Origin of the sequence: Streptomyces sp. SP18BB07 (assembly GCF_036322545.1) — a bacterium.
Taxonomy (GTDB): Bacteria; Actinomycetota; Actinomycetes; order Streptomycetales; family Streptomycetaceae; genus Streptomyces; species Streptomyces deccanensis.
The window spans coordinates 86,480-100,368 of the sequence record NZ_JAQYWT010000284.1; the positions used below are offsets into that span (position 1 = coordinate 86,480).

The following is a 13,889-nucleotide window of genomic DNA, read 5'->3' on the forward strand; positions in this document are numbered from 1 at the left end:
CAGCCCCGCTTTTCAGGGGCGCGGGGAACTGAGCGACCAGCCCCCACCGGACCCGCACCCGACGACGCGCCGCCCGGTCACCCCTCCACCGGCTCCAGCACGAAGACGGGAATCTCCCGGTCCGTCTTCTTCTGGTAGTCCGCGTACGGCGGATACGCGGCGACCGCCCGGTCCCACCACTCGGCCTTCTCGTCCCCGGTGACCTCACGCGCGATCAGGTCCTGCCGGGTGGGCCCGTCCTGGAGCTCCACCAGCGGGTCGGACTTGATGTTGTGGTACCAGACCGGGTGCTTGGGTGCACCGCCCTGCGAGGCCACGACCGCGTACCGGCCCTCGTGCTCCACCCGCATCAGCGGCGTCTTGCGGATCTTCCCGCTCTTCGCGCCGCGTGTGGTGAGCACGATGACCGGCAAACCGGTGTCCAGCAGTGTCGTGCCCTGCGTGCCGCCCGAGCTCTCGTACAACTCGACCTGCTCGCGCACCCACTGGGTGGGGCTGGGCACGTACTCGCCCTCAAGTGGCATGGCTACCGTCCCTTGCTGTCGCGTACTGACTTCTTCCGCTACCGATTCTTCCCCGCATTCAACACCTGCCCCACGCGGAATCATCCTCATCGGGCCACGCCCGCACGGGACTTGTGCGGGCGCCCCGACGGCGGCGGTCAGCCCCAGGTCGTGCCCGCCGGTTCCTTGATCGCCGCGTTGACGCGGTTGAACAGGTTGGTCGTGGCGATCCACAGGACCAGCGACGCGATCTGCCGCTCGTCGAAGTGGTCGGCGACCTCGTCCCAGAGCTCGTCCGGCACCGCGTCGCCGGAACGGTCGCCGAGCCGGGTCATCTCCTCGGCCAGCGCGAGCGCGGCCCGCTCGGCGTCCGAGTAGTACGGCGCCTCGCGCCATGCGGCCACACCCCACAGCCGCTCGTCACTGATGCCCGCCTTGCGGCCGCTCGCCAGGCTGACGTGGACGCACGCGCTGCAGGAGTTGATCTGGCTGGCCCGCAGATGCGTGAACTCCATGATCTCCTGCGGGACACCGCCCTGGTGCGCGGCCTTGATCAGCCCCTGGATCGCCGGCAGCGCCTCGGGGAGGACGGTCGCCGGGTTCTTCATCCGTGCCTGCATGGTCCTGACTCCTCATCGGTTCGTGGGGTGCGCGGCGGCGGCCGCACACCCCACTGACGGAGCCCGGCGAGCGGATGTGACGGCTACGGCATCAGCACCGCCAGTCCCGCGATCACGGCGCTCGACACGAAACCGGTGGCCAGTCGCCCCCGGTGTCCGGTCAGCGCACGGCCCAGCAGGGCGCCACCACCGGCGAGCAGCAGTTGCCAGCTCGCCGAGGCGAGGAACGCGGTGAGGACGAACACCGCCTGTTCCAGGGGGCTCACGGCCTCGGTGGCGCGGCTGCCGAGCACGAGCGCGGCGAAGTAGACCACCGTGGTGGGGTTCAGCAGGGTGATGCCGAGGAGGGTGAGGTAGGCGCGTGCCGGGCCGACGGGATCCCGCTGCGCCCGGGTGGGAAGGCGCCGGGCGCGGTACTGGCGCACGGCCCCGACCGCGCCGCGTACCGCCAGCGCCAGGAGCACCAGGGCCGAGGCCCAGCGCAGGGGGGTGAGCACCGGTTGCAGGGCGTTCGCGAGGGCCGTACCGCCGAGGGCGGCGAGCAGGGCGTACAGCCCGTCGGCCGTCGCGACGCCGAGCGCGGCGCACACTCCGGTCCGCAGGGAGGTACGGGCGGTGAGGGAGACGAGGTAGGTCGCGACGGCTCCGACGGGGAGGGCGATGCCGTACCCGGCGAGGAGCCCCGCGACGAGCGCGGCCGTCATGACCGGGGCGGTGTCGGCTCCCACGGTCGGCCCGGCTGCTGCTGTCCCCGCACCGACGAGACGGTGGCGAGGGACGGCGTCGGGGAGGCGTGATGGATGAACATGGGCAGATCCTGGGGGCCGGTACCACTGCCCCGCAACCGAATTGGGCCCGTGGTCCCCGTCGGGCTAGTCGATGCGCACGACGTGCTTGCCGCGCACGCCGCCTGCCTCCAGCGCACGATGGGCGGCCGCGATGTCCGCCAGCGGGAAGACCGTGTCCACGACCGGACGGAGCATGCCCTGCTCGACGTACGACGTCAGTTCGGTGAAGAGTTCGGTCTTCGGGTTGCCACTGAAGAAGCGCGGCCGGCTGCGGCCGTGCACGGCGCCGGCCAGGAGACAGCCGAGCGAGGCGGCGATCCGGTCGGTGTCGAGGGCGATGGTCACCATGCGCCCGCCCGGGGCGAGGAGCCCGCGATAGGCGGGTACGTCCTTTCCCACGGTGTCCAGGACCACGTCGTAGCGGCCGAGGTCGGCCGGCGTGGTGGATCGGTGGTCGAGCGCCTCGTCGGCGCCCAGCTCGCGGACCAGGGCCAGGTTGTCCGCGCGGGCGAGCCCCGTGACATGAGCTCCCATCACCTTGCCCCACTGGACTGCCACATTGCCCACACCTCCGGCCGCGCCCCGCACCAGGAGGCGCTCGCCGGGACGCAGTCGCGCCTTGTCCCGCAGGGCGGTGATGGCCGTGGTGCCCACGGGCAGCGCCACGGCGTCGACGGGGTCGAGGCCCTCCGGCCTCCGGGAGATCCGCTCCGGCCGGACGACGACGTACTGCGCCGCACTGCCGAAGCCGGAGGAGCGCGCCAGGACGCCCCAGACCCGGTCCCCGAGGGCGAGCCCGGCGGCGGGAGAGCCGAACCCGGCTATCTCTCCGGCGAAGTCCAGGCCGGTGCGCAGCGGGAACTTCCTGCCGGTGAGCAGCTTGACCCGACCGGCGCGGGCATGCAGCTCACCGCCGTTGACGCTGGTGGCGCCGACTCTCACCAGCACTTCGCCGGGCCCGGGGACGGGCTTGGGCACCTCGCCCACGTACAGCACCTCGGGGCCGCCGAAGCGGTCGTACAGTGCCGCTCGCATCATCTCGCTCATGTCGCACACCTCGCTGTGATCGCTGTCTACGATCGACCGTACGGTGGTAAGCGGAGACCATCGTCCACTTGAGCCGGAGGTGAGAGAGATCGACGCGAGATCCCCTCGGTTGCGCGCGGACGCCGAGCGCAACCGGCAACGGATCGTGGAGGCCGCACGCGAGGCCGTCACCCGGCACGGGATCGAGGTGCCGATGGCGGCCATCGCGCGGAAGGCCGGGGTGGGCGTCGCCACGCTCTACCGCCGCTTCCCGACCCGCGGCGAACTGATCAGGGAGATCTTCGCCGACCAGCTCGAGGCGTGCGGCGCGGCCGTCGTCGAGGGGCTGGACGATCCGGACCCATGGCGCGGCTTCTGCCACGTGATCGAGAAGGTGTGCGCCCTGCAGGCGGCCGAGCGCGGCTTCACGGAGGCGTTCCTCACCGTCTTCCCGGACGCGGCCGCGGACCATTCCCGGCGCCGGCTGCGGGGCGAGCGCGGCTTCGCGGCCCTGGTGCGACGGGCGCAGAGCGCGGGGGCGCTGCGGAAGGACTTCCATCCCTCGGATCTGACGGTGGTCCTGCTCGCGAACAACGCGCTCGGTGCCACACCCGACCCCGCAGCGGCCTCACGGCGCCTGGTGGGCTATCTGCTCGACTCCTTTCGCGCCGACGCCGCGCATACGCCGCTGCCGCCGCCGACCGGCCTCGACCTCGGGCATCTGCTGCCTGCCGGGCACCGCGCGCGGCAGGGCGACAGCGGCTGACACCGCGCAGCGAAGGCCGATCGGCCGTGGGCCCTTGACCATGGATTCGGCGTCCGCCTACCTTGTTTGAATCCAAACGATGAGGAAGGTCCAGAGGTGGACGGACAGGTGCGTCGGGGGCGGAGCCGTTACGCCTTCGGGCGGCGGCCACTGCGTCGGGGCGCGGGCTCGGCGCCGTTCAGCAGAGTGCGGCGGCGCTCCTCGCCGTGTTCCTCGACCTGGAGCACGACACTGCGCAGCCCCTCCGCGAGGCTCCGGCACTCCGCGTCGCTGAGCTGCCCGGTGACGAAGGCCTCCTCCTCGTTGAACGCCGGGAACACCCGCCGCATCAGCTCCTCGCCCTCGTCGGTGAGGGCCAGCAGCACCAGCCGCCCGTCCGTCGGGTGGTCCGCCCGCCGCACCAGCCCGCGCGACTCCAGCGTCCGGGCCACCCCCGTGAGCGTGCCCTTGGAGATGCCCGCCTCCTCGGCCACGTGCCGGGTCTCGGACTCGCCCCACACCCACACGACCCACAGCACCACGAAGGCCGTCCAGGTCAGGTCGGAGCCGCGCAGCACGGAGTTCTCCAGGTGCTGTCGCACCGCCGACGCGGCCCGGTAGATGTTCGCCACCGCCGCCATCTGGTCCCGGCGGATGGAGAAGTCCCCCAGCTTCGCCGCGGCGAGCTTTTCGGCTTCGGTGATGGATCGCTGGCCGGGCACGGGTGCTCCTTCGGTCTCACGGCCGGACGGGAGGGCCCACTGCGGCCACCCCGGTCCCGGTCCGTCGTTCATGCGGACATTCGGTCGTTCGAGCGTTGAATCGTTCGGTCGTTCAGTCATTCGGGATCAAATTGTACGGAGGAGAGGGAATCACCCATGAGCACCACCCCCCGCATGCTGCTGGTCCTCAGCGAGAACTGGACCCTCACCGGCGGCCGGGCCGACCTGCCCACCGCCGTCCGGTGGGCACGCGAGGCCGAGGACGCCGGGTTCGACTCCGTCATGGTCAGCGAACACATCGTGCTCGGCCCCGACGCCGCCGCCGACGGCATCATGGGCAATCCCCGCGACTACGCCCTCCCCGGCAACCAGGACCCCTACACCCCCTGGCCCCACTCCCTGCTCCTGCTCGCCTCCATCGCCTCCGTCACCGAACGCCTGCGCCTGGCCGCCGCGGCCGTCCTCGCCCCGCTGCGCCACCCCCTGCTGATGGCCAGGGAACTCGGCACCCTCGACCTGCTCAGCGAGGGACGGCTGCTGGTGCAGCCCACGGTCAGCTGGAGCAGGGACGAGTACGACGCGCTCGGCGTGCCCTTCGGCAGGCGGGGCCGGCTGCTCGACGAGCACCTGGAGGTCTGGGCCAAGGCCTGGGGGCCGTCCCCGATCTCCCACGACAGCGAGCACTACCCGTTCCGGGACGTCTACTTCGAGCCCAAGGCGTACCGGCCCGAGGGGCCGCGGCTGTGGTTCGGCGGGCAGCGCCTGCACGGCCCCGTCCTGCGCCGGCTGGTCCGGTACGGCCACGGCTTCCACCCCCTCGGGCGCCCGACCCCGGACGACCTCAAGGCACTCGACGAGGCCATGACCGCCGCCGGACGGGACGCCGCCGAACTGGAGATGATCGGCGGCACCCAGGCGGTCTTCCCCGACGACCACTCCCCCGCGGACCTCGGGGCGGCCCTCGCCTCGATCCCCGAGCAGCTGGAGCAGGGCTTCACGACCTTCTGCGTCAAGCCCAACCAGTTCATCGACGACCCCGACGGGGTCGGCGCCTTCTGCGCGGAGGTCATGCGCAGGGTCGAGGCGTTGACGAGCTGACGGGATCCCTTCGAAACCCGACACGACAAGGCCGGCGCCGCCGCAGCGGCACCGGCCTTCGCCTCGCGGCCCCTTGGCTCAGCGCTCGAAGACGACCCCGCCGTCGAACACCGTCATGTCGACCTCGACCCCGGTGATCTCATGGGGGTCCAGACCCAGCAGTGGCCGGTCCAGTACGCACAGGTCCGCCACCTTGCCCACCTCCACGGACCCCTTCCACTCCTCCGCGAAGTCCTGCCGCGCCGGGTTGATCGTGTACGCCCGCAGCGCCTCGGCGAGTTCCACCCGCTGCTCGGGACCGCTGACCCGGCCGCTGGCCTTCGACTCGCGCAGCAGCATCCCGGCGACGCCCTGCCGCCAGTCGGGCACCGTGATCGGCGCGTCCGAACTGGCGCACACCGCCACGCCCGCGTCGAAGGCCGACCGCGCGGGCCACTGGTACGCCGACCGCTCCGAGCCCACGACCTCCGCCATCAGATCGGAGATCGTCCACTTGATGGCCGGGTTCATGTTGACGCCGTAGCCGTGCGCGGCCAGCCGGGCGAGGCTGTCCGCGCCGATGAAGTCGCCGTGGATGACGTAGTGCCGGGCGTCGGCGCGCGGCACGGCCTCCTGCGCCGCCGTGAACGCGTCCACCACGAGGTCGATGGCCCGGTCGCCGGTGACGTGGACCCCCAGCTGGTAACCGGCCTCGTGCGCGATCCGGATCATGTCGAACAACTCGTCGACCTGGAGCTCGGGCGTGCGCCCGTGCACACAGAGGGAGCCGTGGCCGCCGCCGACGTAGGGCTCGTTCATCCAGGCCGTACGGTTCGGCGGCACCCCGTCGGCGAAGATCTTCACGCCGATGGCGTTCAGCAGCCGGGGGTCCGCCGACTCCGGGCGGTGCAGCTCGGCGAGACCCTTGCGGACGTCCTCGGCGGAGCCGCCGATCGGCGCGGGCAGCAGCAGGACACTGACCCGGGCGTGCAGCGAGCCGGTCGCGGCCAGCTCCGCGTACGCCGTCCAGTTGTCGGTGCTCAGCCCGCCGAACAGGGTCTCGGCGCCGCCGGGGCCGAGACCCGGCTCGGTGTAGCTGGTGATGCCGCGCGAGTGGAGCTCGGCGACGACGTGGCGGATGGCCTGGCGGCGCTGGGCGACCGTGGGGGCGGGGAGGGCGGCCTGGAGCAGGACACCGGCGGCCTCGCGCAGGATGCCGGTGGGCCGGCCGTCGGGGTCGCGGTCGACGACCCCGCCGTCGGGTGCCACGGTGTCGGCGTCGATCCCGCAGCGGCGCAGCGCCTCGCTGTTCGCCCACACCATGTGCTGCGAGAAGTCGGTCAGACAGACGGGGTGGCCGGGCGCCACCGCGTCCAGGTCGGCGCGGTGCGGGAGACGGCCCGGCTCGGCGAGGCACTCGGCGAGATAGCCGGGGTCCCAGCCCAGACCGACGATCCACTCGCCGGGCGCGGCGGCCCGCGCCGCCGCGCCCACCGTTCCGGCGATGTCGGCGATCGACCCCACCGCCGGGTGGCCCACGTCCAGGGCGAACGGAGGCTTGGACAGCCCGTAGGCGGCGCCGTGCAGATGCGAGTCGTTGATGCCCGGCAGCACGGTGCGCCCGGCCAGCTCGACGATCCGTGTCGTCGGCCCGGCCAGGGCGCGCATCTCGGCGTCCGTGCCGACCGCCACGATCTCCCGGCCGCGCACGGCCACACCCTCGGCGACGGAGAAACCGGCGTCGACGGTGACGACCTGACCGCCGGTCAGGACCAGGGTGGGGGAAGTGTCGCTCACGAGGACCTCTCTGGGGTGTCTGGGTGCGGGGGAGGGGCTGGGGAGCAGGAGGGGCCCTGGGCGCCGGTCACCGGGTGGCGCGTGGGCCGAAGTAGGCGAGCGCCGCGCCCGCCACCAGGGCCACGCCCTGCGCCATCTGCTGCCAGAACGTCGGCACGCTCAGCAGTGTCAGCCCGTTCTGCAGACAACCCAGGAACAGCACGCCGAGCAGCACCCCGAGAACCGAACCGGAGCCGCCGCTCAGGGCGACCCCGCCCAACAGCACGGCCGTGAGCACGGTCAGTTCGAAACCCGTGCCCGAGGTGCCCGCGACCACGCTGTCCAGCACGGACGCCTTGATCGCCCCGGCCAGCGCGGCGGCCGTACCGGTCACCACGAACAGCGCGAACGGCGTACGGCGGACGTCGATGCCGGAGAGATACGCGGCCTCCCGGTTGACCCCGATCGCGAACACATGGCGTCCGGTGGGCGTGTACGCCAGGAACAGCGCCCCGGCGACGAGCACGATGGCGGCGATGACGACGGGGGCCGCGATCCCGGCGATCCGCGCCCCGCCCAGCCAGGCGAAGCCGTCGCCGAAACCGCTCAGCGGCAGCGGGAAGAGCTGCTGCGCGAGGCCGCGCACGGCCGCCAGCATGCCCAGCGTCACGATGAACGGCGACAGCCCCAGATAGCAGCAGAGCACTCCGTTCACGGCGCCGACCGCCGCGCCGACGGCCAGCGCGCCGAGGACGGCGACCACGGGGGACTGGGCCTGCTCCCCCGCGAGCCAGCCCGCCGTCAGGGCGCCCAACGCCAGCGTCGAACCCACCGACAGATCCAGGTAACCGCTGATCACCAGCAGGGCCAGGGGCACGGCGACGATCGCGAGGGCGGCCGCGTCGGTGGCGATCCCGCGCAGGTTCCCGGGGTCGAGGAAGCTGCCGGTGGACAGCTGGAACACCAGCACCAGCAGGGCGAGGACGACGATCAGGGGATGGCGGCGCACCGTCGAGAGCCCGTGCGCGGCCAGGGCGCGCGGGCCGGGGACGACGCGCTCGGCGGCGGTCACGGCGGTCATGGCGTTCCTTCGGGGGAGAGGGCGGGCGGCGCGGTGGGGGGCGCCGTCCGGGGGATGGTGCGGCCGCGGAGGCGTGGGCCCCGCGTCGTGGACCGCCGCAAGGAGGGACGCCTCGGTGAGGTCCGGGCCGGAGAGTTCGGCGACGATCCGGCCCCGGTCGACGACCAGACAGCGGTGGGCGAGGCCGGCCGCCTCCTCCGGGTCGCTGGAGGCGAACAGCACGGCCGTGCCGCGCTGTCCGGCGAGCGTGGACACGACGTCGTAGATCTCCTGGCGGGCACCGACGTCGACGCCCTGCGTCGGCTCGTCGAGCAGCAGGACATCGACGGTCCTGGCCTCGTTGATCCAGCGGCCGAGCAGCAGCTTCTGCTGGTTGCCGCCGGAGAACGCGGAGGCCGGCAGGCCCGGCCGCGCGGGCCGCAGCCCCACCGCCTCGGCGAGCGAGCCGAACACCCGCCGCTCCGCGCCGAGGGCTCGCACCCCGCGCCGGGCGAGCGTGCGCACGCTCGGCAGCAGCACGTTGTCCTGCGCGCTCAGCCCCGCGAACAGGCCCTGCGTCCGACGGTCCGCCGGCACCAGCGCGATGCCGGCGGCGAGGGCGTCGGCGGGGCGAGCGGGGGAGACGGCACGCCCACCGACGTGGACGCTGCCGCCGTCGGCCCGCCGCCTGCCGAACAACGTCTCCAGCACCCGCGTACGCCCGGACCCGATCAGCCCGTACAGCCCCACGATCTCGCCCTCCCCGACGGTGAGATCGACCGGCCCGAAGCCGGGTCCGCGCAGCCCCCGCAGGGAGAGACTGGCGGGCGCGGGGGAGGGGGAGGAGGGGGCCGCAGCGGCACCGGGTAGGGGACCGCTGCGCACCGTCGGCCCGTCCGCGCCCGGCGCCGGCGGCTCCGTGTCGCGGTGGGGCTTCGGCGGGCCGTCCGCCCCCGTGATCGCCCGGACCAGGGCGTGGCGGTGGTGGACGCCGGTCGCCGTGTGGGTGACGCGGCCGTCGCGGAGGACCGTCACCGCGTCCGCGAGGCGTTCGACCTCGGCCAGGAGGTGCGTGACGTAGACGATGGCGAGGCCCTGGGAGCGCAGGTCCTCCACCCGGGTCGCGAGGGCGTCGCTCTCGGCGCCGGAGAGCGCGGCCGTGGGCTCGTCGAGGACCAGCACCGAGGCGCTGCGGCTGAGCGCCTTGGCGATCTCGACCAACTGCTTCTGTCCCATGGGCAGTTCACCCACCCGGTCGCGCGGCGAGCAGCTCGCGGCGACGCGGTCGAGGAGTTCGGCGGCCACCTTCTCCTGGGCCCGGCGGTCGATCCGCCCGTACCGGGTCCACTCCTGCCCGAGGAAGATGTTCTCGGCCACGGTCAGGGAGTCCACGACGCTGAGCGTCTGGAAGATGATCGCCACCCCCGCCGCGATCGACTCACGCGGACTGAGCCGGGCGTACGGCACCCCGCCCACCTCGATCGTCCCGGCGTCCGGCGGGAACGCCCCGCCCAGGCACTTGATCAGCGTGGACTTGCCGGCGCCGTTGTGTCCGAGCAGGGCGTGCACCTGGCCGGCGGGCACGGTGAGGTCCACCCCGTCCAGCGCCCGCACCCCGCCGAAGGACTTGCTGAGGGACGTGATCCGCAGGTTCGGCGGCAGGGCCGCCGCCCCCGTCGGGTCGCTCGTGTCGGCCATCGCGCCGCCCTAGCCGTTCTGGGCGAGCAGCGCGTCGATCTCCGCCGTGTCACCGCGCTGGACCAGCTTGACCGGCACCTCGACGCTCGGGTTCGCCTTCCCCGCGGCCACCGCGAGCGGTACGTCGACGATGGCGTTGGAGATGTCCTGCGGGGCGAGGGCGGACGAAGCCCGGTAGAAGGTGCCCTGCTTGATGGCGAGCAAGGAGGGGGCCGAGCCGTCCTGGCCGCCGACGAACGTCTTCTTGTCGCCGTTCTTCCGCCCGCTCTGCTGCAACGCCTTGAACCCGCCGTACGCCGCGGCGTCCGTGATGCCGAGGATGATGTTCAGGTCGGGGTGCTTGGCGAGGAGCGCGTTGGACTTCGACAGCCCTGTGTCGGGGTCGATGGCCTGCTCCTGCGCCACCACGTCGACACCGGGCGCGAGCTTGGTGAAGGCGTCGATCATGCCCTTGGTGCGCTCCCGGCCCAGCTCGATCGTGTTGTCGATCAGGAACGCGATCTTCCCCTTGCCGTTCAGCTCTTCGTCGGCCCACTTCGCGGCCGCCTCGCCGAGCAGCGTGCCGCTCTCGCGGAAGCTGAACTGGATGTCGGCGCTCTGGTTCTCCAGCGTCCCGCCGTACGTCACCCAGATCAGGCCCGCGTCGAGCGCCGCCTTGGCGATCGACTCGGTGGCCTCGAAGACCATCGGGAACGACACGATCGCGGGCATCTTCTGCGTGACCCAGGCGTTGAGGTTGCTGGCCTGGGTGTCGGGGTTGCTCGCGTCGCTCGTCGTCAGCAGCTTGACGTCGTGCTTCTTCGCCGCGGCCGTCGAGAGCTTCACCAGGGTGCTGTAGAGCGGGATCTGGGTGAAGGGGTAGTCGAGGCCGATCCGCGTGAGCCTGCGTGCGGAGGGGGACGCGTTCGCCGCCTTCGCCGCGCCGGAGCTGCTCTCCGGGGCGCTGCAGCCCGTGGCGGCCAGCCCGGTCGCGGTGACCGCGCCGGCCGACCAGGCGAGGAACTGCCTGCGCGAGGCCGGGGTGACGGAAAGGGGGCGTCTGGTCATGGCGGGGATCTCCAAGGGGGACGGGGCCCGTCGACGGCGGGCGTCCTGCTGTGCCGAACAGGAAAGACCCCACCGCCCCGCCCCACCATCCGTACAAATACCGAGTCCGCGGGCCGTGGGTCGGCGGCGGCCGAGTGTCGGTCAGCCGGTCAGCCGGTCAGCCGGTCAGCCGGTCAGGGCGTCACGGATCGGTGAACTTCTTGTCCGTCGCACCCCGGCCGCCTATCGTTAGGGTCCAAAAGACCTGTACCGGTCTCGGGGCGGCCCCGGGAGGCTCCCATGCTCACCCACCACCAGCTCGCGGCCGCCGCCCGCATCGGGATGCTCACCCGTGAACGCGACACCGCCGCCGCCTGCGCCGAGGCCCTCCGCGAACTCGGCCGCGCCCTGCCCCTGGACGCCGCCACCCTCCTGGAGATCGACCCGATCACCGGCGCCCACGTCCAGGTCGCGGGCGTCGGCTACGACGCCGACGTCTCCGCCGCGCTGGCCGCCGAGTTCGTCGCGACCCCCTGGTACGCCAACGTCCTGCGCAGCGCGATCCCGCCCTCCATCTGCGAGGACGTCGAGGACCCGGGCGAGCGCTACCGCGACGGCTGGTTCTACGCCGAGCGGATGCGCCCGGCGGGCGTCCGCGACGCGGTGACGGGCGCCCTCCGCCACCACGGGCGGCTCGTCGGCCTGATCACCCTCTCCACGGCGACCCCCGACGCCTACGACACCGCGACCCGCCACCTGCTGGCGTCGCTGCTGCCCGCCCTGGGCGCCCTCGCCGACCCCACCGCGCACGCGGGCGACCTCCCCGACCTCCCGGCGGACGGCGGGGCCGGCCTCGTCGTCGCGGGCGACACCCTCGAACTCCCGGGCCGGGACCCCGCCTTGGTCCTCCGGGACCCCGAGTTCCGCCGCCTGCTGGACGCCTTCGCCGACGCGCACGGCACCCGGCTGCGCCTGCTGTGGCCCGTGGGACCCGACTGGTACCGGGTCACCGTGCGCCGCCACACCCTCGGCGCGGCCGTCGTACGGAGCGCGGTGCTCGTCCACGAGACGCCCACCGCGCTGCCGTACGGGCTCAGCCCGCGCGAACTGGAGGTGCTCACCCGGGCGGCCACCGGCCGGACGAACCAGGCCATCGCCCAGGCGCTGTTCCTGTCCCCGCGCACCGTGCACACCCATGTCGAACACCTCCTGCGCAAGACCGGCGCCGCCTCCCGCGCGGAGGCCACCGCCCTCGCCCTGCGCGACGGCCTGCTCCGACCGACCCCCGAGGACGTCGAACGCTTCGTCGAGAGATCGCCCGGGGGGTGAGCGGGATTCAGTAGGGTCGTCGGGTGACTGCGACTGCGAACACGGCCGGCGACCCGCCGGGACGAGGCGGGTCCGGGCGGGGCGGGCTCGTGCGAGGCGGGTCCGGGTCGGGACGGGGCGGGTCCGGAGGGGGTGGGCGACGCTTCCTCTATGTCGTCGTCTGCGCGGCCGGTGTCGCCGCCGAGGTGAGCAAGCTGATCACCGCCGCCCAGGAGCGCGACTGGGAGGTCGGGGTCATCGCGACCCCCGTCGCCCTGGGCGGTTTCTTCGACGTGGCCGCGGTCGAGGCGCAGACCGGCCGCCCGATCCGTTCCGCCTGGCGGCGGCCGGGCGACGCCCGCCCCTTCCCGCCGCCGGACGCCGTGGTGGTCGCCCCCGCCACCTTCAACACCGTCAACAAGTGGGCCGCCGGAACGGCCGACACCCTCGCGGTCGGCACCCTGTGCGAGGCGTGCGGCCTGGGCGTCCCGATCGCCGTGCTGCCCTGTGTCGCCGACGCCCTCGCCGCCCACCCCGCGTACCGCGCGAGCCTGGAGCGGCTGCGCGGCATGGGCGTCAGGTTCGGCGACCCGTACGCCGGCGGGCCCGAGGAGGGCGGTGAGCGCGCGGAGTTCCACTGGGAACGGGCGCTGGACCTGCTGGAGGCGGGCGACGAGGGCGGGGCCCTCACACGCTGAGCTCCGTCGCCGTCCCCATCGGCAGCCAGCGGAACGCGTCCCGTACCTCGGCGGGGGCCCCGGCCAGGGTCCGCTCGGCCGCCGCGCGGGCCTCACGGAAGTGGCTCCATCCCTCGTAGTGCACCGGCACGACGGTACGGGGACGCAAGTGCCGGCAGACCTCCACGGCCCCGGCGGCGGTCATCGTGTAGCGCAGCGGGCCGGTGACCCGGAAGCCGACGCCGCCCAGGTGGAGCAGGGCGGTGCCCACGGTCAGCCGGCGGCCCACCTCGCGCAGGCCCGCGAAGAGGACCGAGTCGCCGGAGATCCACAGCACCCCGTGCCGCTGGCCGGGCCAGGCGAGCGCGAAGCCCGTCACCTCGCCGACGATCGGACGGGACAGCGGTGGGCCGTGCCGCGCGGGGGTGGCGGTCACCTCGACGGTCGTGCCGTCGGCGGAGGACAACGTCCAGGTGTCCCAGGGCGCCAGCCCCCGTGCGTTGCCGCCGAGGCGTCGCGCCCCGGCCTTGGTGGTGAGCACGACCCCGACGCCCGGGAGGAGGGCGCGGCCCGCGTCGTCGAGGTTGTCGCCGTGGTGGTCATGGGTCAGCAACACCGCGTCCACGGGCGGCAGTTCGGCGGCCGACAACGCGGGCCCGGCGGTCTTGCGGGACGAGGTGCCCCAGCCGAACGCGTAGCGGCGGCCCGGCGGGTCGAACGTCGGATCGGTCAGCAGCCGCAGGCCGCCGATCTCGATCAGCGCGGTCGGACCGCCGATGTGCGTCACACGGACGCCGGTCATACGCGGGACTCCTTCCGGAGAAAGATCCGGGGTGGCCGTACGACGGCCACCCCGGATGCGC

13 protein-coding genes are annotated in these 13,889 nt (G+C 73.4%); 4 read left to right on the forward strand and 9 right to left on the reverse strand.

Annotated elements, in window-relative coordinates; genetic code table 11:
• Positions 1–77 precede the first annotated feature (77 nt).
• The 4 genes from PUR53_RS15630 to PUR53_RS15645 form a co-directional block, all read right to left on the reverse strand.
• Positions 78–524, reverse strand: a complete 447-nt coding sequence (locus PUR53_RS15630; RefSeq protein ID WP_329898028.1) for a nitroreductase family deazaflavin-dependent oxidoreductase — start codon at positions 522–524, stop codon at positions 78–80.
• Positions 525–661: 137 nt separating this feature from the next.
• On the reverse strand, positions 662–1,123 hold the full coding sequence (locus PUR53_RS15635; protein ID WP_329898029.1) for a carboxymuconolactone decarboxylase family protein: 462 nt from the start codon (positions 1,121–1,123) through the stop codon (positions 662–664).
• 83 nt (positions 1,124–1,206) lie between these two features.
• Positions 1,207–1,827, reverse strand: a complete 621-nt coding sequence (locus tag PUR53_RS15640) for a LysE family transporter (protein ID WP_329908627.1) — start codon at positions 1,825–1,827, stop codon at positions 1,207–1,209.
• A 168-nt stretch (positions 1,828–1,995) separates the two neighbouring features.
• Positions 1,996–2,949: an NAD(P)-dependent alcohol dehydrogenase gene (locus PUR53_RS15645; protein ID WP_443078159.1), complete on the reverse strand. Its 954-nt coding sequence runs from the start codon at positions 2,947–2,949 to the stop codon at positions 1,996–1,998.
• Between the two features lie 88 nt (positions 2,950–3,037).
• Here PUR53_RS15645 and PUR53_RS15650 point away from each other — a divergent pair, with 88 nt between their 5' ends.
• Positions 3,038–3,703, forward strand: a complete 666-nt coding sequence (locus tag PUR53_RS15650) for a TetR/AcrR family transcriptional regulator (RefSeq protein ID WP_329898032.1) — start codon at positions 3,038–3,040, stop codon at positions 3,701–3,703.
• Between the two features lie 128 nt (positions 3,704–3,831).
• Here PUR53_RS15650 and PUR53_RS15655 read toward each other — a convergent pair whose 3' ends face one another.
• On the reverse strand, positions 3,832–4,404 hold the full coding sequence (locus PUR53_RS15655) for a MarR family winged helix-turn-helix transcriptional regulator (protein WP_239759304.1): 573 nt from the start codon (positions 4,402–4,404) through the stop codon (positions 3,832–3,834).
• Between the two features lie 156 nt (positions 4,405–4,560).
• Between PUR53_RS15655 and PUR53_RS15660 the strand changes: the two genes are divergently transcribed.
• The gene (locus tag PUR53_RS15660; protein ID WP_329898033.1) at positions 4,561–5,502 is read left to right on the forward strand and encodes an LLM class flavin-dependent oxidoreductase; all 942 of its coding nucleotides are present in this window, start codon (positions 4,561–4,563) and stop codon (positions 5,500–5,502) included.
• A 78-nt stretch (positions 5,503–5,580) separates the two neighbouring features.
• Here the strand turns inward: PUR53_RS15660 and PUR53_RS15665 are convergent, their stop codons facing one another.
• The 3 genes from PUR53_RS15665 to PUR53_RS15675 all read right to left on the reverse strand — a co-directional run bounded on the left by PUR53_RS15665 (position 5,581) and on the right by PUR53_RS15675 (position 11,062).
• Positions 5,581–7,278, reverse strand: a complete 1,698-nt coding sequence (locus tag PUR53_RS15665) for an amidohydrolase (protein WP_329908628.1) — start codon at positions 7,276–7,278, stop codon at positions 5,581–5,583.
• 67 nt (positions 7,279–7,345) lie between these two features.
• Positions 7,346–10,015, reverse strand: a complete 2,670-nt coding sequence (locus PUR53_RS15670) for an ATP-binding cassette domain-containing protein (protein WP_329908629.1) — start codon at positions 10,013–10,015, stop codon at positions 7,346–7,348.
• Positions 10,016–10,024: 9 nt separating this feature from the next.
• Positions 10,025–11,062, reverse strand: coding sequence for a sugar ABC transporter substrate-binding protein (locus tag PUR53_RS15675; protein WP_329908631.1), 1,038 nt, complete (start codon positions 11,060–11,062; stop codon positions 10,025–10,027).
• A 279-nt stretch (positions 11,063–11,341) separates the two neighbouring features.
• On the opposite strand from PUR53_RS15675, the gene PUR53_RS15680 reads away from it, so the two are divergent.
• Together PUR53_RS15680 and PUR53_RS15685 are read left to right on the forward strand one after the other, a co-directional pair.
• Positions 11,342–12,370 carry a helix-turn-helix transcriptional regulator gene (locus tag PUR53_RS15680; protein WP_329908632.1) on the forward strand — a complete coding sequence of 343 codons (1,029 nt, stop codon included), beginning with the start codon at positions 11,342–11,344 and terminating at the stop codon, positions 12,368–12,370.
• A gap of 89 nt (positions 12,371–12,459) precedes the next feature.
• Positions 12,460–13,047, forward strand: coding sequence for a flavoprotein (locus tag PUR53_RS15685; protein ID WP_329908664.1), 588 nt, complete (start codon positions 12,460–12,462; stop codon positions 13,045–13,047).
• Here the strand turns inward: PUR53_RS15685 and PUR53_RS15690 are convergent.
• Entirely contained in the window at positions 13,037–13,828 is a 792-nt protein-coding gene (locus tag PUR53_RS15690) for an MBL fold metallo-hydrolase (protein WP_329898039.1), read from the reverse strand. The genes PUR53_RS15685 and PUR53_RS15690 overlap by 11 nt on opposite strands.
• Between the last annotated feature and the right edge of the window lie 61 nt (positions 13,829–13,889).

Coding starts and splice junctions, on each gene's coding strand:
- PUR53_RS15645 (WP_443078159.1), bottom strand. CDS start 2,949: ATGATGCGAGCGGCACTGTACGACCGCTTCGGCGGCCCCGAGGTGCTG.
- PUR53_RS15635 (WP_329898029.1), bottom strand. CDS start 1,123: ATGCAGGCACGGATGAAGAACCCGGCGACCGTCCTCCCCGAGGCGCTG.
- PUR53_RS15630 (WP_329898028.1), bottom strand. CDS start 524: ATGCCACTTGAGGGCGAGTACGTGCCCAGCCCCACCCAGTGGGTGCGC.
- PUR53_RS15670 (WP_329908629.1), bottom strand. CDS start 10,015: ATGGCCGACACGAGCGACCCGACGGGGGCGGCGGCCCTGCCGCCGAAC.
- PUR53_RS15660 (WP_329898033.1), top strand. CDS start 4,561: ATGAGCACCACCCCCCGCATGCTGCTGGTCCTCAGCGAGAACTGGACC.
- PUR53_RS15690 (WP_329898039.1), bottom strand. CDS start 13,828: ATGACCGGCGTCCGTGTGACGCACATCGGCGGTCCGACCGCGCTGATC.
- PUR53_RS15680 (WP_329908632.1), top strand. CDS start 11,342: ATGCTCACCCACCACCAGCTCGCGGCCGCCGCCCGCATCGGGATGCTC.
- PUR53_RS15675 (WP_329908631.1), bottom strand. CDS start 11,062: ATGACCAGACGCCCCCTTTCCGTCACCCCGGCCTCGCGCAGGCAGTTC.
- PUR53_RS15640 (WP_329908627.1), bottom strand. CDS start 1,827: ATGACGGCCGCGCTCGTCGCGGGGCTCCTCGCCGGGTACGGCATCGCC.